This is a genomic window from Arthrobacter arnarulunnguaqae, assembly GCF_051262515.1.
Classification (GTDB): Bacteria; Actinomycetota; Actinomycetes; order Actinomycetales; family Micrococcaceae; genus Arthrobacter_N.
This window is the reverse complement of sequence record NZ_JBIMER010000007.1, coordinates 83,869-107,134: the sequence shown is the minus strand read 5'-3', so window position 1 is coordinate 107,134 and position 23,266 is coordinate 83,869. Positions and strand designations below refer to the sequence as shown.

23 protein-coding genes are annotated in these 23,266 nt (G+C 67.2%); 10 read left to right on the top strand and 13 right to left on the bottom strand.

Annotated elements, in window-relative coordinates:
- Nucleotides 1-5 precede the first annotated feature (5 nt).
- Nucleotides 6-1,388 carry an acetyl-CoA carboxylase biotin carboxylase subunit gene (gene accC, locus ACHAAJ_RS08820; RefSeq protein ID WP_435727714.1) on the top strand — a complete coding sequence of 461 codons (1,383 nt, stop codon included), beginning with the start codon at nucleotides 6-8 and terminating at the stop codon, nucleotides 1,386-1,388.
- 460 nt (nucleotides 1,389-1,848) lie between these two features.
- Here the strand turns inward: accC and ACHAAJ_RS08815 are convergent, their stop codons facing one another.
- Nucleotides 1,849-2,619, bottom strand: coding sequence for an SDR family oxidoreductase (locus ACHAAJ_RS08815; protein WP_435727713.1), 771 nt, complete (start codon nucleotides 2,617-2,619; stop codon nucleotides 1,849-1,851).
- On the bottom strand, nucleotides 2,616-2,759 hold the full coding sequence (locus tag ACHAAJ_RS08810; protein ID WP_435727712.1) for a hypothetical protein: 144 nt from the start codon (nucleotides 2,757-2,759) through the stop codon (nucleotides 2,616-2,618). The genes ACHAAJ_RS08815 and ACHAAJ_RS08810 overlap by 4 nt, the downstream gene beginning before the upstream one ends.
- Nucleotides 2,760-3,107: 348 nt before the next feature.
- On the opposite strand from ACHAAJ_RS08810, the gene ACHAAJ_RS08805 reads away from it, so the two are divergent.
- Nucleotides 3,108-3,758 carry a TetR/AcrR family transcriptional regulator gene (locus ACHAAJ_RS08805; protein WP_435727711.1) on the top strand — a complete coding sequence of 217 codons (651 nt, stop codon included), beginning with the start codon at nucleotides 3,108-3,110 and terminating at the stop codon, nucleotides 3,756-3,758.
- Nucleotides 3,759-4,383: 625 nt separating this feature from the next.
- Here ACHAAJ_RS08805 and ACHAAJ_RS08800 read toward each other — a convergent pair.
- Nucleotides 4,384-5,748 carry a short-chain fatty acid transporter gene (locus tag ACHAAJ_RS08800; RefSeq protein ID WP_435727710.1) on the bottom strand — a complete coding sequence of 455 codons (1,365 nt, stop codon included), beginning with the start codon at nucleotides 5,746-5,748 and terminating at the stop codon, nucleotides 4,384-4,386.
- 637 nt (nucleotides 5,749-6,385) lie between these two features.
- Between ACHAAJ_RS08800 and ACHAAJ_RS08795 the strand changes: the two genes are divergently transcribed.
- Nucleotides 6,386-6,961: a TetR/AcrR family transcriptional regulator gene (locus ACHAAJ_RS08795; protein WP_435727709.1), complete on the top strand. Its 576-nt coding sequence runs from the start codon at nucleotides 6,386-6,388 to the stop codon at nucleotides 6,959-6,961.
- On the opposite strand, the gene ACHAAJ_RS08790 is transcribed toward ACHAAJ_RS08795, so the two are convergent.
- Both ACHAAJ_RS08790 and ACHAAJ_RS08785 read right to left on the bottom strand, forming a co-directional pair.
- On the bottom strand, nucleotides 6,933-7,361 hold the full coding sequence (locus ACHAAJ_RS08790; RefSeq protein WP_435727708.1) for an SRPBCC family protein: 429 nt from the start codon (nucleotides 7,359-7,361) through the stop codon (nucleotides 6,933-6,935). The genes ACHAAJ_RS08795 and ACHAAJ_RS08790 overlap by 29 nt on opposite strands.
- A 68-nt stretch (nucleotides 7,362-7,429) precedes the next feature.
- Nucleotides 7,430-8,056 (bottom strand): thymidine kinase, encoded by a 627-nt coding sequence (locus tag ACHAAJ_RS08785; RefSeq protein ID WP_435727707.1) that lies wholly within the window; start codon nucleotides 8,054-8,056, stop codon nucleotides 7,430-7,432.
- A gap of 62 nt (nucleotides 8,057-8,118) precedes the next feature.
- Between ACHAAJ_RS08785 and ACHAAJ_RS08780 the strand changes: the two genes are divergently transcribed.
- Nucleotides 8,119-8,748: a hypothetical protein gene (locus tag ACHAAJ_RS08780; RefSeq protein ID WP_435727706.1), complete on the top strand. Its 630-nt coding sequence runs from the start codon at nucleotides 8,119-8,121 to the stop codon at nucleotides 8,746-8,748.
- 10 nt (nucleotides 8,749-8,758) lie between these two features.
- On the opposite strand, the gene ACHAAJ_RS08775 is transcribed toward ACHAAJ_RS08780, so the two are convergent.
- Together ACHAAJ_RS08775 and fbaA are read right to left on the bottom strand one after the other, a co-directional pair.
- The gene (locus ACHAAJ_RS08775) at nucleotides 8,759-9,184 is read right to left on the bottom strand and encodes a DUF3151 domain-containing protein (RefSeq protein WP_435727705.1); all 426 of its coding nucleotides are present in this window, start codon (nucleotides 9,182-9,184) and stop codon (nucleotides 8,759-8,761) included.
- Between the two features lie 8 nt (nucleotides 9,185-9,192).
- The gene (gene fbaA / locus ACHAAJ_RS08770; RefSeq protein WP_435727704.1) at nucleotides 9,193-10,215 is read right to left on the bottom strand and encodes a class II fructose-bisphosphate aldolase; all 1,023 of its coding nucleotides are present in this window, start codon (nucleotides 10,213-10,215) and stop codon (nucleotides 9,193-9,195) included.
- 393 nt (nucleotides 10,216-10,608) lie between these two features.
- On the opposite strand from fbaA, the gene ACHAAJ_RS08765 reads away from it, so the two are divergent.
- Nucleotides 10,609-11,802: a TerC family protein gene (locus tag ACHAAJ_RS08765; protein ID WP_435727703.1), complete on the top strand. Its 1,194-nt coding sequence runs from the start codon at nucleotides 10,609-10,611 to the stop codon at nucleotides 11,800-11,802.
- Between the two features lie 18 nt (nucleotides 11,803-11,820).
- On the opposite strand, the gene ACHAAJ_RS08760 is transcribed toward ACHAAJ_RS08765, so the two are convergent.
- On the bottom strand, nucleotides 11,821-12,519 hold the full coding sequence (locus ACHAAJ_RS08760; RefSeq protein WP_435727702.1) for a TrmH family RNA methyltransferase: 699 nt from the start codon (nucleotides 12,517-12,519) through the stop codon (nucleotides 11,821-11,823).
- A gap of 58 nt (nucleotides 12,520-12,577) precedes the next feature.
- On the opposite strand from ACHAAJ_RS08760, the gene ACHAAJ_RS08755 reads away from it, so the two are divergent.
- Both ACHAAJ_RS08755 and ACHAAJ_RS08750 read left to right on the top strand, forming a co-directional pair.
- Nucleotides 12,578-13,618, top strand: coding sequence for a magnesium and cobalt transport protein CorA (locus ACHAAJ_RS08755; RefSeq protein WP_435727701.1), 1,041 nt, complete (start codon nucleotides 12,578-12,580; stop codon nucleotides 13,616-13,618).
- Nucleotides 13,615-14,412, top strand: a complete 798-nt coding sequence (locus ACHAAJ_RS08750; protein WP_435727700.1) for an HAD-IIA family hydrolase — start codon at nucleotides 13,615-13,617, stop codon at nucleotides 14,410-14,412. The genes ACHAAJ_RS08755 and ACHAAJ_RS08750 overlap by 4 nt, the downstream gene beginning before the upstream one ends.
- Here the strand turns inward: ACHAAJ_RS08750 and ACHAAJ_RS08745 are convergent.
- From ACHAAJ_RS08745 to ACHAAJ_RS08725, 5 genes are all read right to left on the bottom strand, one after another.
- Nucleotides 14,376-14,921 (bottom strand): gluconokinase, encoded by a 546-nt coding sequence (locus tag ACHAAJ_RS08745; protein WP_435727699.1) that lies wholly within the window; start codon nucleotides 14,919-14,921, stop codon nucleotides 14,376-14,378. The genes ACHAAJ_RS08750 and ACHAAJ_RS08745 overlap by 37 nt on opposite strands.
- On the bottom strand, nucleotides 14,918-16,147 hold the full coding sequence (manD, locus tag ACHAAJ_RS08740) for a D-mannonate dehydratase ManD (protein ID WP_435727698.1): 1,230 nt from the start codon (nucleotides 16,145-16,147) through the stop codon (nucleotides 14,918-14,920). The genes ACHAAJ_RS08745 and manD overlap by 4 nt, the downstream gene beginning before the upstream one ends.
- Nucleotides 16,148-16,215: 68 nt before the next feature.
- Nucleotides 16,216-17,667, bottom strand: a complete 1,452-nt coding sequence (locus tag ACHAAJ_RS08735; RefSeq protein WP_435727767.1) for a mannitol dehydrogenase family protein — start codon at nucleotides 17,665-17,667, stop codon at nucleotides 16,216-16,218.
- Nucleotides 17,668-17,678: 11 nt separating this feature from the next.
- The gene (gene uxaC, locus ACHAAJ_RS08730; protein ID WP_435727697.1) at nucleotides 17,679-19,085 is read right to left on the bottom strand and encodes a glucuronate isomerase; all 1,407 of its coding nucleotides are present in this window, start codon (nucleotides 19,083-19,085) and stop codon (nucleotides 17,679-17,681) included.
- A 90-nt stretch (nucleotides 19,086-19,175) separates the two neighbouring features.
- On the bottom strand, nucleotides 19,176-20,183 hold the full coding sequence (locus tag ACHAAJ_RS08725; RefSeq protein ID WP_435727696.1) for a LacI family DNA-binding transcriptional regulator: 1,008 nt from the start codon (nucleotides 20,181-20,183) through the stop codon (nucleotides 19,176-19,178).
- Between the two features lie 196 nt (nucleotides 20,184-20,379).
- Here ACHAAJ_RS08725 and ACHAAJ_RS08720 point away from each other — a divergent pair, with 196 nt between their 5' ends.
- Genes ACHAAJ_RS08720 through ACHAAJ_RS08710 form a run of 3 tightly spaced genes read left to right on the top strand, consistent with a single transcriptional unit; the run spans nucleotide 20,380 to nucleotide 23,240 of the window.
- Nucleotides 20,380-21,387, top strand: a complete 1,008-nt coding sequence (locus ACHAAJ_RS08720) for a TRAP transporter substrate-binding protein (RefSeq protein ID WP_435727695.1) — start codon at nucleotides 20,380-20,382, stop codon at nucleotides 21,385-21,387.
- A gap of 30 nt (nucleotides 21,388-21,417) precedes the next feature.
- Entirely contained in the window at nucleotides 21,418-21,921 is a 504-nt protein-coding gene (locus tag ACHAAJ_RS08715; protein WP_435727694.1) for a TRAP transporter small permease, read from the top strand.
- 8 nt (nucleotides 21,922-21,929) lie between these two features.
- Nucleotides 21,930-23,240, top strand: a complete 1,311-nt coding sequence (locus ACHAAJ_RS08710; RefSeq protein ID WP_435727693.1) for a TRAP transporter large permease — start codon at nucleotides 21,930-21,932, stop codon at nucleotides 23,238-23,240.
- Nucleotides 23,241-23,266 lie beyond the last annotated feature (26 nt).

Genomic DNA, 23,266 nt, shown 5'->3' with positions numbered 1-23,266 from the left:
AACGGATGGTTGAACCCCTTAAGAGCGTGCTCATCGCGAATCGCGGCGAGATAGCCCTGCGTGTCGTCAGGGCGTGCAAAGAACTGGGCATCCGTAGCGTGATCGCGCATTCGGAGGCCGACGCGGACTCCCTGCCCGTCAAAATGGCGGATCAATCCATCTGTATCGGTCCGGCACAAGCGAACCTGAGCTACCGCGATGCCCGCGCGGTATTGGGGGCGGCGTTGGCCTTCAAGGTTGATGCTATCCATCCCGGCTACGGCTTCCTGTCCGAGAACGCCGATTTCGCCGAAATGTGCGAACAGGAAGGTGTCACCTTCATTGGCCCCGCTTCCCACGTCATCCGGCGCATGGGCGACAAAATCGAGGCGAAGAAGATCGCGCGTCAAGCCGGGGTGCCAACCGTCCCCGGTTCGGCGGGAGCGATCGCCGAGTTCAGTGAAGCGCTGGCGGTGGCGAGCGAGGTCGGCTACCCACTTCTCATCAAGGCGGCTGCAGGCGGTGGTGGACGAGGGATGCGCGTCGTCCAAGCTGCGGAAACGCTCGAAAAGGACCTGGCAGAGATCATGTCCGAGGCCGAGGTGGCCTTCGGGGATCCCTCGGTATATCTCGAGCGCTATCTCACCGACATCCGGCACATTGAAATCCAGTTGATCTCGGATGGCCACACAGCACTGCATGTGGGGGAACGCGACTGCACCGCGCAACGCCGGAACCAGAAGCTGGTCGAGGAATCGCCCTCTCCGGTCCTGGATGCAGACCTGCGAGAAGGCCTGGCGCAGGCCGCGGTAGCCCTCTGCAAGGAAGCGGGTTATCGGAATGCCGGAACCGTCGAATTCGTTTTCGACAACATCGAGCGCAAGTACTACTTTATCGAGATGAACACCCGGATTCAGGTGGAGCACCCCGTTTCGGAGATGGTCAGCGGCATCGACCTCATCAAGCTCCAGCTGCACATCGCCGGCGGGTCGCTCCTGGGCTTGGAACAGGACGACATCGTTTTCAGCGGCCATGCGATCGAGTGTCGCATCAACGCAGAGGACCCTGAGAACAACTTCGCTCCGGGTCCCGGGAAGATTACCAACTTCCGGGCGCCTGGCGGCTTCGGGGTAAGGATGGATACCCACATCGAATCGGGTTACCGCATCCCTCCATACTACGACTCGATGATCGGCAAGCTGATTTGTTGGGGTCAGGATCGCGATGAGGCAATTGCCCGCATGATCCGTGCTCTCGATGAACTCGTCGTTGACGGCGTCACAACCACGGCGCAGTTCCAGAAGAGAATCCTCGAAAGCGCGGAGTTTACAAGCGGGGATTTCAATACCGCATTTGTCGCCCAGCTCTTGGAGCGAGAAAGAGCCGTAAGGGAACCCGCACTGTCATAGCCCCGGAGGGACATAACGGAGTTGCCGTACGATTCTGGCGTGATGCGGTGAGACCTACGGTTAGATGAAGCTGCTTGGCCCCGGTCTTTCACGGGGTGGCTGTCCCGGGTGTGCGTGAGAACGATAAAGGCGCTCCTGACCTGAGGAAACGGTATCGCGAGAGAGCTGTTTTCGACCGAAAAGGAGCGCCTTTGCGGTGAGGAAGTATACCCGTTTCCACCGAACTCCAGCGTCCCACTTCTTCGAGGCTTTTCAGGGCCCCTGCAGATGCTTCCCCGGCCCGCTTGGCATGGCAGAGGGGTTCCTCGTCCGGGACCGCGCGGTCCCCGAAACAAACGCGGTGCCGACATGGCTGTCCCGAGGCTGATTCGGCGGGGCGGCGCGGTCCTCCACAATTTCCGAAGCATGTGAAGCATCCAAAGGTGCTGTGCTCATGTGCGGCGTTCATTTCAGGAGCAGATCAGGCCGTGCCGCCGGCAGCCGCGAGGCCGCCATCGAGGGTCAGGACCTGGCCGGTCACCCATGCCGAATCCGCCGAGGCCAGGTAGGTGACGGCGGCTGCAATGTCCTCCGGCGTTCCCAACCGTCCGAGTGGGTAGTCGCGGGCCACCTCCTCCTCTTTGCCCTCGTAAAGGGCGCGGGAGAACTTCGTCTTCACGACCGCTGGGGAAACGGCGTTGACACGGATCTGCGGACCCAGCTCCACGGCCAAGGTCCGGGTGAGGTGGGAGACGGCGGCCTTGCTGATGCCATAGAGACCGATGCCCGGGGAGGGTGTCTGTCCGGTGACGGAGGACAAATTGACCACCGTCCCTCCTCGTTCCCGGAAACGGAGGCCGGGGTGGTTGACTGCGCCCTGCACCCAGGCCAACGTCGCGAATACGTTGACCTCGAAAATCTTGCGGGCCGCGTCGAGATCAAGGTCCAGAAGGGGTCCATAGACGGGATTGATACCGGCGTTGTTGACGAGGATGTCCAGTCCGCCGAACCTCTCCGCCACGGCGTCGAGGACTTCCCGCCGGTGGAAGGGGTCATCGGACGCGCCCGGGACCGCAATGACCTGAACCTCGGGAAAGCCTGCCGCGGCCTCCTTCAACGACTCGGGTCGGCGGGCGGTGATGCAGACCCGCGCTCCATGGGCGACGAGGTCACGTGCGACGGCCAAACCGATGCCCCGGCTGGCGCCGGTGACGATTGCCGTCTTTCCGGCGAGTCCGCGGTCGGTCCTCACCGCCGGCTCTTCCCAAGCGGGGCTCCCCGCAGCGCGCGGCGGCGGATCCCATTGGCCGGCGTCTTGGGCAGTCCGTCGACCATGTAAACGATGCGTGGATACTTGTACGCCGCAAGGCCCTGCTGGGTGAATTCAGTCATCTCTTCCTCGGTGATGGCTTGCCCCGTTTAGGCGGAGACGGAGGTGGCGGAGTGTTCGCAGAGAACGTCCTCAGCCGCCCGTGGCCGTAGTTTGTCGTCGAGACACTGATATCATCCTGAAGCCGGTCGACGATGTCGATTCAGGCACCTTCGTCCACCATGCGCATGTGGCCGTTCCGCGGCCACCTACTTACCGTACCGCTTCCGGAAACCCTTCACCGTTCAGGCGGAATCGGCCCTACAGCGCGATTGCCTACCGACCGATCGATCGGTACGCTGTGCGGAGTCGATCATACTCGGATGTCCGGATTTGAGATTTTGGAAACCCCAACGCGAGGCTGAGCTGTCATGACGAGAACTTCCGAGAATACCAACGGGGCCGAGGCGCCGACCGGCTCGTCGCAGTGGCGCGACTACGCCCAAGACGACCTCCCCCCGATGCTGGGCAGTGCGCTCGAGTGCTTCATGGAACAGGGTTACCACGGAACGACGATACGCCAGGTGGCGGCCCGCACCGGCCTCTCCGTTCCTGGGTTGTACCACCACTATCCCTCTAAGCACGCCTTGCTGGTAGCGGTCATGTCGCATGCCATGTCCGACCTGTGGATGCGCAGTCAGCTAGCCATCGCAGAAGCCGGGCCGTCCGTTCCGCGCCAATTCGACCTCCTTGTCGAGTGCCTCGTTCTGTTCCACGCGCGCCGCAGAGAGCTGGCCTTTATTGCATATAGCGAGATCCGGAGCTTGAACGGCATAGCGCGCTCCGAACATATTGCCGCCCGCGACCGCCAGCAACGGCTTATGGACTCGATCATCGAGCGGGGCGCCAGGTCGGGGATTTTCACCACTCACTATCCCCGGGAAGTCAGCACCGCCGTGATCACCATGTGCACCGGCGTCGCCCAGTGGTTCCAACCGGACGGACGGTTGACGCCCGAGGAACTGGTAGAGCGATACCGCGAGGTCACAACCATGGCCGTCGGACGACCGGCGGTGTTCTAACCGTTCGGCGGGCAAGGCACCGCCACGGTTGCCTCTGAGGGGCAAGGTGCGCGGCGTTCGCGCCCAGCGTGTCGAGGAAGGCCGGTATCGCCGTGGACGCGGGCGGCCCACCCCGGCGGCACGCCAAGCGATGCGCATCGACTGCGTGATGGTGGTGTTATAGCCCCGGGAGGCCGGCCCACGCACCCGGTGTACCGACGGTTAGGGGCCGGTTGCGAAAACTATGGCCAATCGCCAAGCCTTGATCCACCGGCGGCGGGCGCCGGAAACCGATCGGTGGATCAAGGCCGAGGGGCAAAAGTCTGCCGCGGACTTCCACGGCACCGGCGGACTCGGACCGGCAATGCCGCCTTCCGCGACAGTTGCCGGTTTCGTCAACGGACGGCCCGTGTCGGCGGTGCTGCGGCCGTGCATACGCACCCAACGGATGCGAGACACCGACCAGAGCCACCCATTGGAGCGGGAACCCGGAGTTCGCCACGGCAGGCATTCAGCTTCTCGGGCGGCCACGGGCAACGACGGCTGCTTCCGCCGACGCTCGGTTGAGCCCAGCCGGCTCGAGGTGTCCTTAGCCGCGATTACCCACTGGCATCGACGCCCGGAGGGGCAGGCTGAGCCTGATCGCTCAGCCTGCAGCGACGATGAGCAGTGTCCCGGCGAAGACTAGGCCGCTCAAGACCAAGGTGATGAATGTGTAACCGAGAATGTCGCGGATCTTCAATCCGGCCACGGCCAGCAAGGGGATCGCCCAGAACGGCTGGATCATGTTGGTCCATTGGTCGCCGTAGGAGATCGCCATGATCACCACGGCCTGATCGACATGCAGCGCATTGGCGGCCTCGGCGAACAGGGGGGCCATGACGGCGAACTGCCCGCCGCCGGAGGGAATGAACATGTTGAGCAAGCCTGCAGCAAGGAACGTCCACAGGCCCAGTGTCGTCGCCGAGGAAATCTCGATGAAGAAGTTGCTGATGATATTCACGAGCCCGCTGACGCTCATCATGCCAATGATGCCAGCGTAAAGGGGATACTGCAGCAGGACCTCGCCGACGGTTCGTCCGCCTCGGGCAATGAGGGAGGCCAGTTCGTTGGCGTTTCCGACCAGAAGCATGATCAAGCACAGGAAAGTCCAGTTCACAATGTTCAGAGTGAGCTGGAAGCCGTTGTTGCCGAAGTAGAGAACCAGGTATAGGCCCAGCATTACACCGAGGATCAAGGTGAATACCCTCAGCCTCTCCACACGTTCCGCCGGGGTCCGGCGGGACTTCGTGGCAACGTCCTCTCCGTCCGCCTCCGCGGCTTCGCCCTCGGCGAAGACGGCATCCGGGGCAACGACGATCTGTTCGTGATTCTTCGGTGACAACAGCATCATGGCGGCGGCGATAACCACCAAGGTGACAATGGTGGCAACGATGTTCCACGTGGAGAACGTGGTGCGTGTGATATCCACGAGACCGCCGGGGAGCGCCGAGTATGCGCCACCTTCCGTGGCTGCGTTCAGCGGACCGGAGCCGGAGTAGCCCATGTGCCAGACAACGAACCCGCTATAAGCCGACGCAACGAGCAGCGGATAGTGAAGCTTGGTTCCCCGGGACCGGGCCACGCGTGCAACCTCAACGGCGATGACACCACCGACGATCAGTCCCAGACCGAAGCTGACCAGAGAGGCCAAACCGCTGACGATCGTGACGAACCCGTAGGCCTGACGGGGCGTTCGCGGGAGCGACGCCACGCGCACGAGGAGCCGGTGCACGGGCCGCGTGTTGGCCAGTGTGAAGCCCAACAACAGGACCAGAGCCACCTGCGTCATGAACTCGAGCAAGCCCGTTAGCCCTTCGCCCCATCCAAGCACGAGGTCGTCAGGGGCGATATCCGTCATGAGCAACGCCATGGCAGCGACGGTCACCGTAAGGATCACGGCGAGAATCAACGGGCTGGGAAGCCATCTCTCCACGAGACGGCTCATTGGGCGAGACAGGGTCTGCAACATCTTTGTCATCCTTTTCTAATGGATATGGGCCCCGTTCGCCGCGAAGGGGCTGATCGATGGGGGCTATACCCGCGCTTTATCGCGATGCCATGCTGGAAGAATCGACGGCGACTCTTCCGGATTGCGCGACCGGCCTCCACGAATCGGCGCAGGATATTAGGCACGGTGGTCGCTGGACCCCGATACCGGACATGCTGGACGGCTCCAACGCCAATGGCGAGAGCCCCAACGCTTCGTGCACACCTGTGGCTCAGGGGACAGTCCGCTAGTGTCAGGTCATCGATGGCGCCTTCGCGGTAAGAAACTTATTCCGGCCATACATCCCGAGCGATCGATCGGTAGCCAACTGTAACGTGGGTCATACCCGGGGTCAAACTCCGCGTTGACTTGCCCAAGGCGTCCCCGTCGGCGGCACTCACCGAGACGGGCTTTGCCGGTTTGTCGCGTTCGACGACGTCGGCGTGCTGCGCCACGGCGGAACCCGCCGGATACAGGGTCCGGCAATCGGCTTGTGAGCGAGTCTTCGCCGCAGCGCCACCGGAAACCAGCGTGGAACACCATCGGCAGCAGGGCCTGGACAGGACCACGCAAAAGCCGGACCGACGGCGGGGCCCGCGCCCCCGCCTAGACTGTGGACATGGCGCTGACACGGGAACAGGTAGTGCGCACCGCCGTCGGAATTCTCAGCGACTTCGGGCTCGGGGACCTCTCGATGCGCCGGTTGGCCCGCGAACTCGACGTCCAAGTCGGCGCGCTGTACTGGCACGTCAAGAACAAGCAGGAGCTGCTTGTGGACGTCGCGGCGCAGCTGCTGAGGGACATCGGCGCCGAACCTACCCCGGTCGGCGCGCCGCGGGATGCCATCAAGCGCCTGGCCGGCGCGATCCGCGCCGCACTCGTCCCGGTCCCGGACAGCGCCGAGGTGGTCCAGTTGGCCCAGACGATGCAACCCGCCGCCCTGGCCCCGCTTACCCGGCTCCGCGATCTCCTGGAGGCGGCCGGCGTTCCCGCGGACCGCTCCGCGTGGGCCCAGCACCTGCTGCTCAACCACATCCTGGGCTCCGTGGCCGCGCAACAGGACCGGGCGACGCTCGACGCCGTCGGCGCGACCGGCGGTCCCGACCTGGGCGAGGCGGCGTTCGCGTGGGGCGTCCGCGCGATCCTCGACGGCGTGCTGGGCCGGCCTACGGAGCCGCTTCCGCATACCGCTTGAAGTTGGCGAGCTGGGTCTGGTCCGCCTCGGCGACCGAGGCGGCGATGTCCGACGCCATGTCCCCCAGCTGGTCGCCGATGTGGACGGTGACTTCGAGCGTCAGCCGCGTGTCCAGACCATCGGCCGCCAACAGATACGCGTAGTGGACGCCCGCGTCCCCCTCCCCCGTGGAGATGGTGATGCTCCGCCCGGGATCCAGCGCGGTGATCTCCGCGGTGCGGTCGTGTCCGCGCGCGTGGAAGTCGATCACGAGTCCCGGTTCAGTGGGTCCCTCCGCGTGCATTTCCGTCACTCCGGGCATCCACACCGGCGCGGCCACCCAGTCCGTGAGCAGGGCCCACGCGCGAGGAGGGGGAATGTGCACAACCACGCTCTCGGCGAGCGCCTGGACCGGTTCCATACCTGCATGATGCTCGCCCGCCGGCGATCTGGGAAGAGCGGTCGGTCCCGGGACCCCGGTCGGAGGACTCAGGATCCCAGCCGGCCGCCGGACGCCTCGAGGTAGCAGGACCCGCACAACGACTCGTACCAGACGTCCTGGCCGTCGATGGCGACCTGGTCGCCGTCGAACACGACGCCGTCCCCGACGCGACGGGTGTTGAAGATGGCTTTCCGCCCGCAGCGACAGATGGTCTTGAGCTCCTCCAGCGTGTGGGCGATCTCCATCAGCCGGTGCGATCCGGGGAACGCCCGCGTCAGGAAGTCCGTTCGGATGCCGTACGCCAGCACCGGCACGTTGTCCCGCACGGCGATGCGGAAGAGGTCGTCGACCTGCGCGCGGGAGAGGAACTGGGCCTCGTCGACCAGCAGGCACGCGACGGGCTGCCGGTCCACGTGTTCCAACAGGGCGTCGGGATCGTCGCCGGCCGCGTGCGCGGAATACAGGGCGCGGACGGGCGCGTCCGGCGGAATCAGGAAGTCCACGGAACGCGTCATGCCCAGGCGGGACACGATCTCCGCGTCGCCCTTGGTGTCGACGTCCGGCTTGGCCAGCAGGACGCGCTGGCCGCGCTCCTCGTAGTTGAACGCCGCCTGCAGCAAGCCGGTCGACTTCCCGGAGTTCATGGCGCCGTAGCGGAAGTAGAGCTTGGCCAAGGGGGTCCTTTCGACGGGTGCGGCTATCGATTCTATGCGGAGCGGCCCCGTAGCGTGGGGCCATGGAACGCTTCACGGGGTACATTGCCGGGTTCGGCACCACTGGGGGCCGGCGGCTGGTGGTCGGGCATTGGACCGAGTCCCCGCTGGGCGCCTTCACGGACGTGATGACGGAGGACCGAGCCGGAAACCGAACGTTGCTGGCCCCCAACCGCGCGGTCGCGGACTACGTGTGGGCGACCTACCGATTCGACGACGTCGTGGTGTCCCCACTGACCGCAGCCCTGACCGGGGACCTCGTCCTGCGGGTTTGCGGCGGTCCCCTGGACCTCACGGTCCACCTGGGCGCGGTCACCGCGCTGGGACGGGCGGTGGAGCGCATCCCGGCGCGTCTCGCCGTCCATCCCGCGTGGCTGGCCGCCATCAACCCGTTGGCGCGCGCGCTGGTGCCCGGCGTCGCGACGGCGGGCTCGGCCGGCGGGGGCCGCCGCGAGTTCTACGGAGTCCGCTCGATCCGCGGCATCGACCGGGTTTCCGCGGGCTGGGGCGGCGCGGACCTCGGCGCGTTGGCCCCGGTCGATCCGCCCGTGCGCTTTGGGTTCAGTTCGGTTCCCCGCACTCCCCAAGCCGTGGCCATCACGACGACGGTCCTCCCACCACGGCGCGGGGCCGCGGCGGAAGGACCGCCGTAGTGACCTGTGGCTATTCGCCGGCCTCGATCGCGGCCTTCGCCGCCGGGTCCGAATCGTCCAGGAACTTGCCGATCCGGTCGACCTCGTCCGCTTCGCCAATCGCCGCGGCCGCACGGCCCAGCGCGTACAGCGAGCGCAGGAAGCCGCGGTTCGGCACGTGGCGCCACGGGACGGGCCCCTGTCCGCGCCAGCCGGACTTCCGCAGCGAATCCAGGCCACGGTGGTAGCCCACCCGGGCGTACGCGTAGGACTCGACCGGGTGGCCCTCGGCGAACGCGTCGTCCGCCAGCAGCGCCCAGGCGAGGGACGACGTCGGCTGGGCCGCCGCGACGTCCACGGGCTCGTCGCCGGCCGCCAGGCGGGCGTCCACCTCCGTCTCGTCCGGAAGCAGTGTTTCGGGAATGCCGAGCAGGTTGCGGCCCAGGCCCTCGCTCACGCCGCCGCCTACTTCAGGCTCTTGCCGGCGGAGCCGAGCTGACGCGCGGCCTCCACGATGCGGGCGGCCATGGAGGCCTCGGCCGCGGCTCCCCAGACGCGCGGGTCGTAGGTCTTCTTGTTTCCGACCTCGCCGTCGATCTTCAGGACGCCGTCGTAGTTGGCGAGCATGTGGCCGGCCACCGGGCGGGTGAACGCGTACTGCGTGTCCGTGTCGATGTTCATCTTGATCGTGCCGTAGGAGACCGCGTCGGCGATCTCCTGCTCGGAGGAGCCCGATCCGCCGTGGAAGACGAGGTCGAACGGGTTGTCCTTGCCGATCTTCGCGCCGACCTGCGCCTGGATGTCCTTGAGGATCTCCGGGCGCAGCTTCACGCCGCCGGGCTTGTAGACGCCGTGCACGTTACCGAAGGTCAGCGCGGTGATGTAGCGGCCGTTTTCGCCTGATCCCAGGGCCTCGATGGTCGCCAGCGCGTCCTCGACCGTGGTGTACAGCTTGTCGTTGATGGCGTTCTCGACGCCGTCCTCCTCGCCGCCCACGGTGCCGATCTCGACCTCGAGGATCTGCTTGGCGGCCGCGGTGCGGGGAAGCAGCTCGGCCGCGATGCGCAGGTTGTCCTCGAGGGTCTCCGCCGAGCCGTCCCACATGTGCGAGTTGAAGAACGGATCACGCCCGGCCTTGACCTCCTCCTCAGATGCGGCCAGCAGCGGCAGCACGAAGGAGTCCAGCTTGTCCTTCGGGCAGTGGTCCGTGTGCAGGGCGATGTTGACGCCGTAGCTCTTGGCGACCTGGCGGGCGAAGGCGGCGAAGCCCAGCGAGCCGACCACCATGTCCTTCACGGATGCGCCGGACCAGTAGGCCGCACCGCCGGTGGAAACCTGGATGATGCCGTCCGACTCCGCCTCGGCAAAGCCGCGGATTGCCGCGTTGAGCGTCTGCGACGAGGTCACGTTCACTGCCGGGAAGGCGTAGCCGCCGGTCTTGGCGGCGTCGATCATGGCGTTGTACTTGTCCGGGGTTGCGATAGGCATGCTGACTCCTGATTCGATGGGATGGGAGTAGACGTCGTTGGCTCTGTCCATCCTAACGATTCCCCGGGCGGCGGTGCGTTCTGTGTCACACGGCTACAGGCGCCAGCAGCTCGAGGGTTGCCCCGCGCCGTCGAACCGCGCCTTGAGAAACGGCAGCACCCCCCGGGGTGGGGGCAACGTCGTCGAGCAGGTGCAGTCCCGGGTCCGCGCGCAGCCGTGGAGGTCGGCACAGCGAACGGGCAGGCTCCTCCGCTATGCTGGGCTGAGCGTGAGGGAGTATCCCCGCGCTGCACCCGTCAACACGCGAGGCACCGTTGCCGCGCCGGGTGCAGCGACCGGACGGCGTCCGGTGGAGAGACTCGCGGGAATCAACGTCCCCGAAAGGATCCGCCCGTGACCGTTCCCCCGTTTGTCTGGATAGCGACGATCATCGCCATTGTGGGCCTGCTGGCCTTCGACTATTTCTTCCACATCCGCAAGGCGCACATTCCGCAACTCAAGGAAGCCGCCATCTGGTCCTCCGTCTACGTGGGCTTGGCTATCCTGTTCGGAATCGGGGTGCTCGTTGTCGGAGGCGGAACCATGGGCGGGGAGTACTTCGCCGGGTACATCACCGAGAAGGCGCTTTCGGTGGACAACCTGTTCGTGTTCCTGGTCATCATGGCCAGCTTCAAGGTCCCGCGCGAGGACCAGCAGAAGGTGCTGCTCTTCGGCATCGTCTTCGCCCTGATCATGCGCACGGCGTTCATCTTCGCCGGTGCCGCGCTCATCAACACGTTCTCGTGGATCTTCTACGTCTTCGGCCTGATCCTGCTGCTCACGGCCGGCAACCTGCTCAAGCCGAGCGGGCACAGCGACGACCAGGCAAACAACTTCATCATCCGGCTCGCCAAGCGCTTCCTGCACACCTCGGACCACTACGACGGCGACAAGCTGTTCACGATCGTCAACGGCAAGAAGGCCCTGACCCCGATGCTGCTGGTGATGGTGGCGATCGGCGGGACGGACATCCTGTTCGCGCTGGACTCGATCCCGGCGATCTACGGCTTGACCCAGAACGTCTTCATCGTCTTCACCGCCACGGCCTTCTCCCTGATGGGCCTCCGCCAGCTCTACTTCCTGCTCGACGGACTGCTGGACCGGCTCATCTACCTCTCCTACGGACTCGCCGCGATCCTGGGCTTCATCGGCGTCAAGCTCTTCCTGCACGCGCTCCACGAGAACAACCTCCCGTTCATCAACGGCGGCGAACACGTGGACGTCATTGAGATCACCACCGCGCTCTCCCTTTCGGTGATTGTCGGCGTCCTGGTGCTCACCGTCGTCGCCTCCCTGGTCTCCAAGGCCGGCAAGGCCCAGACCGCCATCAACAACGCCCGCCGGCACGCCGAGACGTACCTGGACCTGGACTACACCGCCGACACGGCCGAGCGCGAGCGGATCTACACGAGCCTCGTCCAGGAGGAGGAGAACATCCGCACCATGGAGAAGAAGTACCGCGACAAGGCCAAGGACGTGGACGCGATCCGCGCGAAGGTCGCCCTCGCCCACGAACGGCACCGCGAGCTGGCGTCGGGCCCGGCCTAGGGAGGCGCCCCGGGGAACTCAGGCGGGAAGCTGGCCGAAGACGTGCCGGCGGATCCACGCGTGCATGGCAATGCCCGCGGCGGAGGCCGCGTTGATGGAGCGGGTGGAACCGAACTGCTCGATGCTCAGCGTGGCCTCCGCCGCCGCGTGCACCTCCTCCGAGAGCCCCGGGCCCTCCTGCCCGAACACCAGGACGCAGTTGCGCGGCAACTCGAAGGTCTCCAGCGGCACGGAGTCCGGGAAGATGTCGATCCCGATGACCGCGAGCCCCTCGCCGGCCGCCCATTCGGTGAACTCCGCGACGGTGGCGTGGTGCCGCACGTGCTGGTAGCGGTCGGTGACCATCGCGCCGCGCTTGTTCCACCGGCGTCGTCCGATGATGTGGACTTCCTTGGCGAGGAACGCGTTGGCCGTGCGCACCACCGTGCCGATGTTCATGTCGTGCTGCCAGTTTTCGATCGCGATGTGGAAGTCGTGCCGCCGCGTGTCCAGGTCGGCGACGATCGCCTCGTGCGACCAGTACCGGTACTTGTCCGCGACGTTGCGCCGGTCGCCGTCGCGCAGCAGCTCCTCGTCCCAGTGCGTCCCCTCGGGCCGCTCGCCCTCCCACGGCCCGACGCCGACGGGCGGGTTCGGGTCCTGCCACGCCACGGTCGGCTCCGCGGCTTCGGCGGGCGCGGCGGCTGAATCGGGGGCTTTTTCGGGGGCGTTCTTCACCGTCCAATCCTAGTTGGTGGAAGACTGGCCCTACCCGCACGCCGAAAGGAGCCCGCCCGTGGCAATTGTGGACAGCGCCATCTACGTCGACGGCAAGCGGACCGCCGCGCCCGCGGACTTCACGGAGACCTTCGAGCACATGAAGGCGGTCGGGGGCATGGCGTGGCTGGGCCTCTACCGCCCGGACCATGCCGAGCTGCGCGCCGTCGCGGACGAACTCAACCTGCACGAACTCGCGATCGAGGACACCCTCAACGGCCACCAGCGCGCGAAGATGGACCACTACGGGGACCACACGCTGGTGGTGCTGCGGCCCGCGCGCTATCTGGACGACGTCGAAAAGGTCGAGTTCGGGGAGCTTCACGTGTACACCGGCCCGGACTTCGTGGTCACGGTGCGCCGCGTGGAGGTACCCCATCTCGCGCCCGTGCGCCGGCGGCTCGAGGACGATCCGGCGCTGCTGTCCATGGGCCCGCACGCCGTGCTCTACGCGATCCTGGACCAGGTCGTCGACGAGTACGTGCCCGTGGCCGACGGCCTGGACAACGACATCGAGGAGATCGAGTCGGAGCTGTTCACCGGGAACACCCTGGTGGCGCGGCGCATCTACGAGCTATCCCGGGAGGTCGTCGAGTTCCAGCGTGCGGTCTCCCCCCTGGAGCGCATGGTCTCCGTCCTGCGCCGCGCGGCCGTCAACGACGACGCCGAACCGCGAGGCAGCGCCGTCGAGCGTCCCGGCGCGGACCCGGCGGCACTGGAACTGGACCGGCTTCTCGCGGACGTCCAGGACCACGTCATCCGCCTGACCGAGCGGATCGCCGCCATGCGCCAGGTGCTCACCAACGCGCTGTCCCTGTCCTCCACGCTGATCTCGCAGCGGGCGGCGGAGGCCAGCGTGGAGCAGAACGAGCAGATGAAGCAGATCTCCTCCTGGGCCGCCATCCTCTTCGCCCCCACGCTGGTGGGGAGCATCTACGGCATGAACTTCCAGCGCATGCCGGAGCTGTCCCTGGCCTGGGGCTACCCGGCCGCGCTCACCCTGATGGCCGCCACGAGCGTCTGTCTTTTCCTGGTCTTCAAGAAGAAAGGTTGGCTATGAGCCCCCTGATCCAAAGCCGCACCCCCCACGACATCGAATGCTGGCTGACCGACATGGACGGCGTGCTGGTGCATGAGAACCAGCCGATTCCCGGCGCGTCGGATCTGATTTCGCATTGGGTGGACACGTCCAAGCGGTTCCTGGTGCTGACGAACAACTCCATCTTCACGCCTCGGGACCTGCAGGCGCGGCTGTCCGCGTCCGGGCTGGACATCCCCGAGGAGAACATCTGGACGTCCGCGCTGGCGACGGCCGAGTTCCTCAAACGCCAGGTGCCGGGCGGCCGGGCGTATGTCATCGGCGAGGCGGGATTGACGACGGCGCTGCACGAGGCCGGCTTCATCCTCACCGACCAGGATCCGGACTACGTGGTCCTCGGCGAGACCCGCACCTATTCCTTCGAGGCGATCACGAAGGCGATCCGGCTAATCGACAGCGGCGCCCGGTTCATCTCCACCAACCCGGACGCCACCGGCCCCTCGACCGACGGCGCGCTGCCGGCCACCGGCGCGGTGGCCGCGCTGATCACCACGGCGACGAAGCGCACGCCCTACGTCGTGGGCAAGCCGAACCCCATGATGTTCCGCTCCGCGATGAACCGGATCGAGGCGCACTCGGAGACCACCGCGATGATCGGGGACCGGATGGACACGGACATCATCGCCGGCATGGAGGCCGGGCTGTTCACGGTGCTCGTGCACACGGGAATCACCCGGCCGGCGGACATCGCCGCCTACCCGTTCCGCCCGGACGCCGTCTACCCCTCGGTCGCGGAGCTGCTGCGCGAGATTTGACCAAGCCACGCCGTCGCCGCGTGGGCGATCTCGGCGGGCCCGGCGGCGATGTCGAACACGCGCCCGGACTCGTCCGTTTCCAGCTCTTCGAGCGTCGCGAGCTGGGAGTCCAACAGGCTGGCCGGCATGAAGTGCCCCGGCCGGTCTTCCATCCGCTCCCGAAGGAGCGCGCGGCTGCCGTGCAGGTGCACGAACGCGGCCTCCGGCGCGGCGGCGCGGATCAGGTCGCGGTAGGAACGCTTCAGCGCGCTGCACGCGATCACCAGGGTCTCCCCCGGGGCGGCGGAGGCCAGGCGTTCGCCGATCTCGCGGAGCCAGGGCTCCCGGTCGCCGTCGTCCAGCGGCTGGCCCGCGGCCATCTTGTCGATGTTGGCCTGCGGGTGCAGCGCGTCGCCGTCGAGGAACGTCCCGCCCAGGTCCTGCGCGGCGAGCGCCCCGACCGTGGACTTGCCACAGCCGGAGACGCCCATGACCACCACGCGGTGGCCGCCTTCGGTCCGGGTGCTCACCAGTCGTGGACCGTTCCGTCGATCAGGCGGTTGTACGGCAGGTAGGCCTGCTGGTACGGGTACTTCGCCGCCGCCTCCGCGTTGAACTCGACGCCGATGCCGGGCTTGTCGCCCGGGTGCAGGTAGCCGTCGGTGAAGGACATCGACTGCTCGAAGACCTCGTTGGTGGCCACGGAGTGCTGCATGTACTCCTGGATGCCGTAGTTGTGGATCGCGAGCCCCACGTGCAGCTGGGCCGCGAAGCCGATCGGCGAGATGTCCGTCGGGCCGTGGAAGCCGGACTTGATCTGGTACTGGGCGGCGAAGTCCATCATCTTCTTCAGCGGGGAGATGCCGCCGAAGTGGGTGGAGGCGGCACGCACGTAGTCGATCAGCTGTTCCTTGATGATCGCCTGGTAGTCGTAGACCGTGTTGAAGACCTCACCGATGGCCAGCGGGGTGGTGGTGTGCTGGCGGACCAGGCGCAGGGCCTCCTGGTTCTCGGCCGGGGTGCAGTCCTCGAGCCAGAACAGGTCGTACGGCTCCAGGGACTTGCCCAGCTTGGCCGCCTGGATGGGGGTCATCCGGTGGTGGCCGTCGTGCAGCAGCGGGATCTCGGGGCCGAACTCGTTGCGCACGGCCTCGAACACGGTGGGCAGGTGGCGGAGGTAGGCGCGGGTGTCCCAGTCCTCCTCCTGCGGGCACGCGCCGCGGCCGGCGGGCTCGTAGTCGTAGCGCTCGCCCGAGGACTGGGTCTGCGCGGCGACGCCGTAGACGGCCTTGATGCCCGGGACGGCGGTCTGCACGCGGATGGACTTGTAGCCCAGCTCCAGGTGCTCGCGGATGGAGTCGAAGAGCTGCTCCGTGTCGGTTCCGGAGGCATGCCCGTAGGCGCGCAGGCCGTTGCGGGACGCCCCGCCGAGCAGCTGGTACACCGGCAGGTTCGCGACCTTGCCCTTGATGTCCCACAGCGCCATGTCAACGGCGGCGATCGCGGCCATGGTGATCGGCCCGCGGCGCCAGTAGGAGGAGCGGTAGAGGAACTGCCACGTGTCCTCGATCCGGTGCGGGTCCTTGCCGATGAGCAGCTGGGCGACGTGGTCCTTCAGGTAGCTGGCCACGGCGAGCTCGCGGCCGTTGACGGTCGCGTCGCCGATGCCGACGACGCCGTCGTCCGTGGTCACGCGCAGGGTGACGAAGTTGCGCGACGGGCTGGTCACGAACACTTCGGCTTTGATGATCTTCATCGGTGGGGGTCCTCTCGGAGGTGGGATTCCGTGTAGTGGGAAGGAAGCGTGGAAGGTGTGCGGCGGGCCTAGCCGGCGATGGTGCCGCGCTGGCGCACGACGCCGGCGACGGCCTCGGCATCGTCGCCCAGCGCCGTGTCGACGACACGGAGCAGCGCTGCGGTCTGCGCCGTGGCGTCGCCCGCGGAATCCGCGAGGATGGACGCCAGTTCGGCCGCGGCCGGGTCGGAGATTTCGACGCCGGCGGCCGCCTGCGCGGCCATCTGGTCCGCCCACGCGGCGAGCAGCCGCAGCGCGGCCTCGCCGTCCCGGCCGGCCTCGCGTTCGGCCCGGTAGACCGGGACCGCGCGCATGGCGAGCTTGACGGACCCGTCCATGGCGATCTGCGCCAGGTGGTGGGCGATGCGCGGGTTCCCGAACCGGTCCAGCAGCGCGGCGCGGTAGCCCGGGACATCCAGCACCGGATCGGTCAGGTGGGCGGCGGCGGCGTCCCAGAACGCGTCGACCCAGCCGGCGACAGCGGGGTCGACGAGCGCCTCGGCGACCGTGGCGTGCCCGCGGAGCTGGCCCGCGTAGGCCATGAGCGAGTGCGCGCCGTTGAGCAGCCAGAGCTTGCGGCGCTCGAAGGGCTCGAGGTCGTCGACGAACACGGCGCCGGCCTCCTGCCAGTCCGGGCGTCCCGCGGGGAACTCGCCGCTCAGGACCCAGCTGCTGAAGGGCTCCGTCACCACGGGCGAGGCGTCGGCGTAGCCGGTGCCCTCGGCGACCGCGGCGCGGTCGGCGTCCGTGGTGCGCGGGGTGATGCGGTCGATCGACGTGTCCACGAACGAGACGTTCTCCGCGATCCAGGCGGCCAGCTGCGCGTCGACCAGCTCGGCCATTCCGACGACGGAGGCCCGGGCCGCGGCCCCGTTGCCGGCGAGGTTGTCGCAGGAGACGACCGCCAGCGGCCAGCCGTCGGCCGCGCGGCGGACGGCGAGCCCGGCGACGAGGCGCCCGGCCGCCGTCGTGACCTGGCGTCCGGTGAGGGATCCGGCCGCGTCGGGATCGGCGAGCTCCAGCAGCCCGTCGGAGTAGTGGGCGGACAGCGCGGCGGCATCCGCGGCGACCGCGGCGTCGGCGATGTCCAGCCGCGGCTTTCCGCCGCCCGGCGCCAGCTTGTAGCCGGCCTCGGTGACGGTCAGCGTGACCATGGCCGTGGAGGGCAACGCCAACAGCGAGGCGAGCGCGTGGAGGTCGGCGCCGTCGTGTGCCTCGACGATCGAATCGACGACGGCGAACGTGTCACCCTCCGCGCCGCGCTCGACGAGCGTGAACAGCCCGTCCTGTTCGGCGAGCTCGTCGGCGGCGGCGGCGCTACGGCCGGTGAAGGCGGCGATGCCCCACTTGTTGCCGCCCGCGAGCTGCGTGTACCGCGCCTGGTGCGCGCGGTGGAACGCACCCAGTCCGAGGTGGACGATGCGCACGGGGGCGCGCTCGCCGGCGTCGTACGTGGTGGCGTTCAGCGGACGCGCGGCCATGGTCGGCGCGCTCACAGCTTGAACGCCCGGCGCGGCGAGGTGTCGACGACGTCGACGATGAGTTCGCGGGCGCGCTCTTCGCTGACCCGGTGTTCGGCGACGAGCCGGGCCAGGAAAGCGGCCTCCGTGCGGCGGGAGGCGTCGTGGCGGGCCGGGATCGAGCAGAAGGCGCGGGTGTCGTCGATGAACCCGGAGGAGCGGGAGAACCCGGCGGTTTCGGTGACGGCCGAGCGGAAGCGCAGCATCGCGTCCGGCGCGTCCAGGAACCACCACGGGGCGCCGATGTACACGGCCGGGTAGAAGCCGGCCATCGGGGCGAGCTCGCGGGAGAACACCGTCTCGTCCATGGTGAAGAGGATGAAGTTGAAGCCCGGCGCGGTGCCGAAGTCCTGGAGCACGGCCCGCACGCCCTCGGTGTAGCTGACGGGGAACGGGATGTCGTGGCCCGTGTCGGCCCCGAACTTCTCGAAGGTCGGGAGGTGGTGGTTGCGGAAGGAGCCGGGGTGGACGGTCATGACCAGCCCGTCCTGGACGGACATGCGCGCCGATTCGTACATCATGTGCGCCTCGAAGACGTCGCGGTCCTCCGCCGTCGCCTCGCCGCAGCGCGCCTTGGTGAAGAGGCGCTCCGCCTCGGCCCGGTCCAGCTTCAGAGTCTGCGGCGTCTTGCTGCCATGGTCGGCGGAGACCGCGCCGTGCCGGATGAAGAACTGGCGGCGGTTCTCCAGGGCCGCGATGTAGCCCGCGTAGCCGGACGCGCCGTCGCCGGCCTCCCCGATGAGCCGGTCGACGTTCTCCACCCAGTCCGGGTGCGCGATGTTGAGGTAGGCGTCCGGGCGGAACGTGGGGACCACGCGGCCGGTGAAGGTCGGGTCCGCCGCGATGTCCGCGTGGTGCCGGAGGTCGTCCATCGGGTCGTCGGTGGTGGCGAGGACCTCGATGTTGAAGTCCTTGAAGAGCTGGCGGGGGCGGAAGCCCGGCTCGTTGAGGCGGAGCTGGAGCGCGTCGTAGGTGGCGTCGGCGGTCTCCTCGGAGATCTCGTCGCCGAGCTTGAACACGTGCTCGAACTCGGAGCGGAGCCAATAGCCGGAGGCGGTGCCGTCGAAGAGTGGCCAGGCCTTGCAGAACTCGCGCCAGATGGAACGGGAATCGACGTCGGGCCCGGAACCGAGGGTCAGGCGCTCCATGGGGACGCCGTTGGCGTGGATCAGGCGCTTGACGTAGTGGTCCGGCGTGACCAGCAGCGACGCCGGGTCCGGGAACGGGGTGTCCTTCGCCAGAACTGCCGCGTCGACGTGGCCGTGGGGGGAAATGATCGGAAGGTCTTCGACGAGGGCCAGCAGGTCCCGGGCGATGGCGCGGACGGCGGAATCGGACGGGAGGAGCCGGTCTGGCGCGGCGGCAATCGATGGGGACATGCCAACATCGTTTCCGTCCGGCGGGCCCGGGGTCAAAGAGTTGCCATTTGTTGGCAACAAAGAGGCTCAGGAGGGCGGGGCGGTCGTGACTCAGGCGGGGGCCGGACCGGTCGAGTCGCGCACAACCAGCCGCGTGGGCAGGACCACCGGCGTGTTGGACCTGGACTTCGCGCCGGCCGCGAAGGCCAGCAGGTTGTTCACCGCGGTCGCACCCAGCGAATACAGCGGCGCCTCGACTGTGGTCAGCGACGGCGTGACGAGCGCGGCGCCGTAGCTATTGTCGAAACCGACCACGCTGAGGTCTAGCGGCACGCGCACACGATACCGGCGCAGCGCCCGGATGAAGCCGATCGCCATCTGGTCGTTGTACGCGATCACGCCGGTGGTACGGTGCTGCAGCCATTCGGCCGCCAGCTCCTCTCCCCCGCCGATCGTCGGCGCCCTGGAGCTGGTCCGCCGCACGGAGAGGTCCAGTTCCAGCGCGGCCTCGCGGAGCGACCGCCACCTCATCCCGTCCGCCCAGGACGCCTCGGGTCCCGCGAGGTACGTGATGTTCCGGTGCCCCAACTCGCCCAGGTGCTCCGCGGCGCGGCGGATCCCGCGCGGGTTGTCGGTGACCACGCTCGCGACGTCCTTGACGGCGCGGTTCATCACGATCATCGGCTTCTGCTTGGCCAGCATCCGGATGGCGGAATCGGACATCCGGGAGCTGGAGAGCACGATCCCGTCCACCGACGCCAGCGCGCGCTCCAACGCCAGGCGCTCCTTGGCCTCGGACTCCTGGGTGTGGGCCAGCAGCATGGTGTAGCCGGATTCGGCGGCCGCAGCCTCCGCCCCACGCACTATTTCGGCGTAGACGGGGTTCCTGATGTCCGCGATGACCAGGGCGATCATCGAGGTCCGCTGGCCCTGGGCATGGCTGATGCCCCTGACGTGCGCGGAGCGGTATCCCACGGCGGCCGCCGCCTCGAAAATCCGTTGCGCCGTCTGGTGGCTGACGCGGCCCGGCCGGGCGAAGGCACGGGACACCGTGGACGCCGAGACCCCGGCGGCTTCGGCGACGTCGTAGATCGAGGGCAGTTTGGACGCATCTGTCATGTGGACCTCCCGCGCCAACTGTAGGCGCGGCGCGTGCAACTAGTGGCAACTTGTTGAAAAGTGAAGCTTAGGACTGGCTCCATAGAGTTATGGCAATGGCCCGCCGCCCCCGGCGGAAGGGTCTTTCGTTGCGAGTGAGTCGGCCGGACATCCGCGCCCTTACAGATGCCCATGAAGGGGCAGGAAAAGGTAAACCATGCGTACCACCAAGTTTGTTGGACTCGCAGGCACCGCGACAGTGATGATGCTGTCGCTCGCGGCCTGTGGCGGCGGCGCTTCGGAAGGCGGCGAAACGAAGGAGTTTCGCCTCGCTCTGAACCAGACCGAGACCCACCCCTCCTACATCGCCCTGGACAACTTCGGCACCAACGTCGGCGAAGGCACCGAGGACCGCGTGTCCGTCGACGTCTACGCCAACGAGACCCTCGGCGCCCAGCAGGAGGCCATCCAGCTGGTCAGCGACGGATCGGTCGAGATGGCCGTCGTCTCCGGAACGCAGCTGGAGAACCTGAACTCCGAGTTCCAGGTCTTCAACCTCCCGGGTGTCTTCGACAGCGTCGAGCACCAGATGAGCGTCATCGGCGACGACGCGATCGTCGGCGACCTCTACGCCTCGCTCGAGGACCAGAACATCACCGTCCTGGGCGGCCTCACCCAGGGCACGCGCAGCATCTACAACTCCGAGCGCGCGATCAACACCCCGGAAGACATGAAGGGCATGAAGATCCGCGTCCAGGAGTCCGACGTCCAGATGGACATGATCGAGAGCATGGGAGGCTCCGCCACCCCGATGGCCTTCGGCGAGGTCTACACCGCGCTGCAGTCGGGCGTGATCGACGGCGCCGAGAACAACGAGGTGTCCTACCTGACGCAGAAGCACAGCGAGGTCGCCAAGTACTTCTCCAACACCAACCACCTGGTGGGGCTGGACTACGTGGTCATCAACACCGACGCCTACGAGGACATGTCCGAGGAGGACCGCGCGGTCTTCGACGAGCAGTGGGGCGCGGCCGTCGAGGAGCACACCGAGCTCTGGACGACCGAGACGGAGAAGGCCCACGCCGAGCTGGAGGCCGCGGGCACCGAGTTCAACGACGTCGACACCGAGGCGTTCCGCACCGCTCTCGAGCCGCTGATCGAGAAGTACGTGACGTCCGATTCGGTCCAGGCAATCTACGACGCCGCACGCGCGGCCGCCGAGTAGCCAACGCATCGCCGACGAACAGGTAGTTCCATGCAAGTAGTCAAGAAAAGCCTCGACCGGGTCCTCGCGCTGGCGTGCGTCGCCCTCTTCGCGGTCCTCGTGGTGACGGTGGTCTGGCAGGTGTTCTCACGCCAGGTCCTCCAGAACCCCAGCGCCTGGACGTCTGAGTTGGCGCAGTACCTGTTCGTTTGGCTCGGCCTCTTCGGGGCGGCACTCGTGTTCGCCGAACGAGGCCATATCGCCGTCGACTTCCTGGTCCGCAAGTTCGCACCGGCCGTGGAGAAGGCGACGGCGATCTTCGTCCAGGTCGCCATCATCGCGTTCGCCGTGCTCGTGCTGGTCTGGGGCGGACTCCGGGTGACGGAACGGACGTGGGGGCAGGCCCTGTCGGGCTTGCCCGTCACGGTCGGTCCGCTCTACCTGGTCATGCCGGTCACCGGACTCATCGTCGTCTTCTACGCGGTCTACCACGCCCTCGCGATCATCCGCGGGGACGAACAGCCCACCGAAGACACCGAACCCGACGTTATCTAGGAGTCACCGTGGAAACTGCATTGCTCGCGGGGCTCATACTCCTCGTCGGGATCGTGGTGCTCATCGCACTGTCCGTTCCCATCGCCGTCGCCATCGCGCTTCCCTCCGTCGCGGCGATCATCGCCGTGATCGGCTTCGACCGCGCCGTCCTCACCACCTCGCAACAGATGTTCGCCGGCATCAACTCGTTCACGCTGCTGGCCATACCGTTCTTCATCCTCGCCGGCGTGCTCATGAACAACGGCGGCATCGCCGCGCGCCTGATCGACGCCGCCAAGGTGCTGGTCGGACGGATGCCCGGTTCGCTGGCGCAGACCAACGTCGTCGCCAACGCGCTCTTCGGCTCCGTCAGCGGGGCCGCCGTCGCGGCGGCCGCCGCCGTGGGAACCGTCATGGGGCCGCGTCAGGCCAAGGAGGGCTACGACCGCAGCTTCTCGGCCGCCGTCAACGTGGCCTCCGCGCCGTCCGGAATGCTGATCCCGCCGAGCAACACGTTCATCGTGTACTCGCTGGTCAGCAGCACCTCCATCGCGGCGCTGTTCGTCGCCGGCTACGGTCCGGGCCTCGTCTGGATCGCCGCCTGCATGCTGGTGGTCTACTTCTACTCGCGCAAGCGCAAGGAGATGAGGTCCACCGAGCGGGTCACGTTCGCCGTGGCCGTCCAAACCCTGCTCAAGGCCGTTCCGTCGATGCTGATGATCGTCATCGTGATCGGCGGAATCCTGGCGGGCGTCTTCACGCCCACCGAGTCCGCGGCGATCGCGGTCGTCTATTGCCTGGTCCTCGGGTTCGCCTACCGCGCCATCAAGGTCCGCGACCTGCCGGAGATCCTGCTCAACGCCACCAAGACGACTGCGATCGTCATGCTGCTGGTGGGCGTCTCCACGGCCATGTCCTGGCTCATGTCCTTCGCGAGGATCCCGGACCTGATCTCGGATAGCTTGCTGGGACTGACCGAGAACCCGACGATCATCCTGATCCTCATGATGGTGATCCTGCTGGTCGTGGGAACGTTCATGGACCCGACGCCGGCCATCCTGATCTTCACGCCGATCTTCCTGCCGATCGTCATGGAGTTCGGCATCCACCCGGTCCACTTCGGAACGATGATCGTCTACAACCTCTGCGTAGGCACCATCACCCCGCCGGTGGGCAACGTGCTGTTCGTCGGCGCCCGCGTCGCCGGGCTCCGCCTCGAGCCGGTCATCCAGCGGATCATCCCGTTCCTGATCGCGCTCATCGTGGGGCTGTTCCTCGTGGTGTTCGTGCCCGAGTTGAGCCTGTGGCTGCCGACCCAGCTGGAGCTGATCAAGCCCTAGCGTTTCCGCGTCGCCCCCAGGATCCC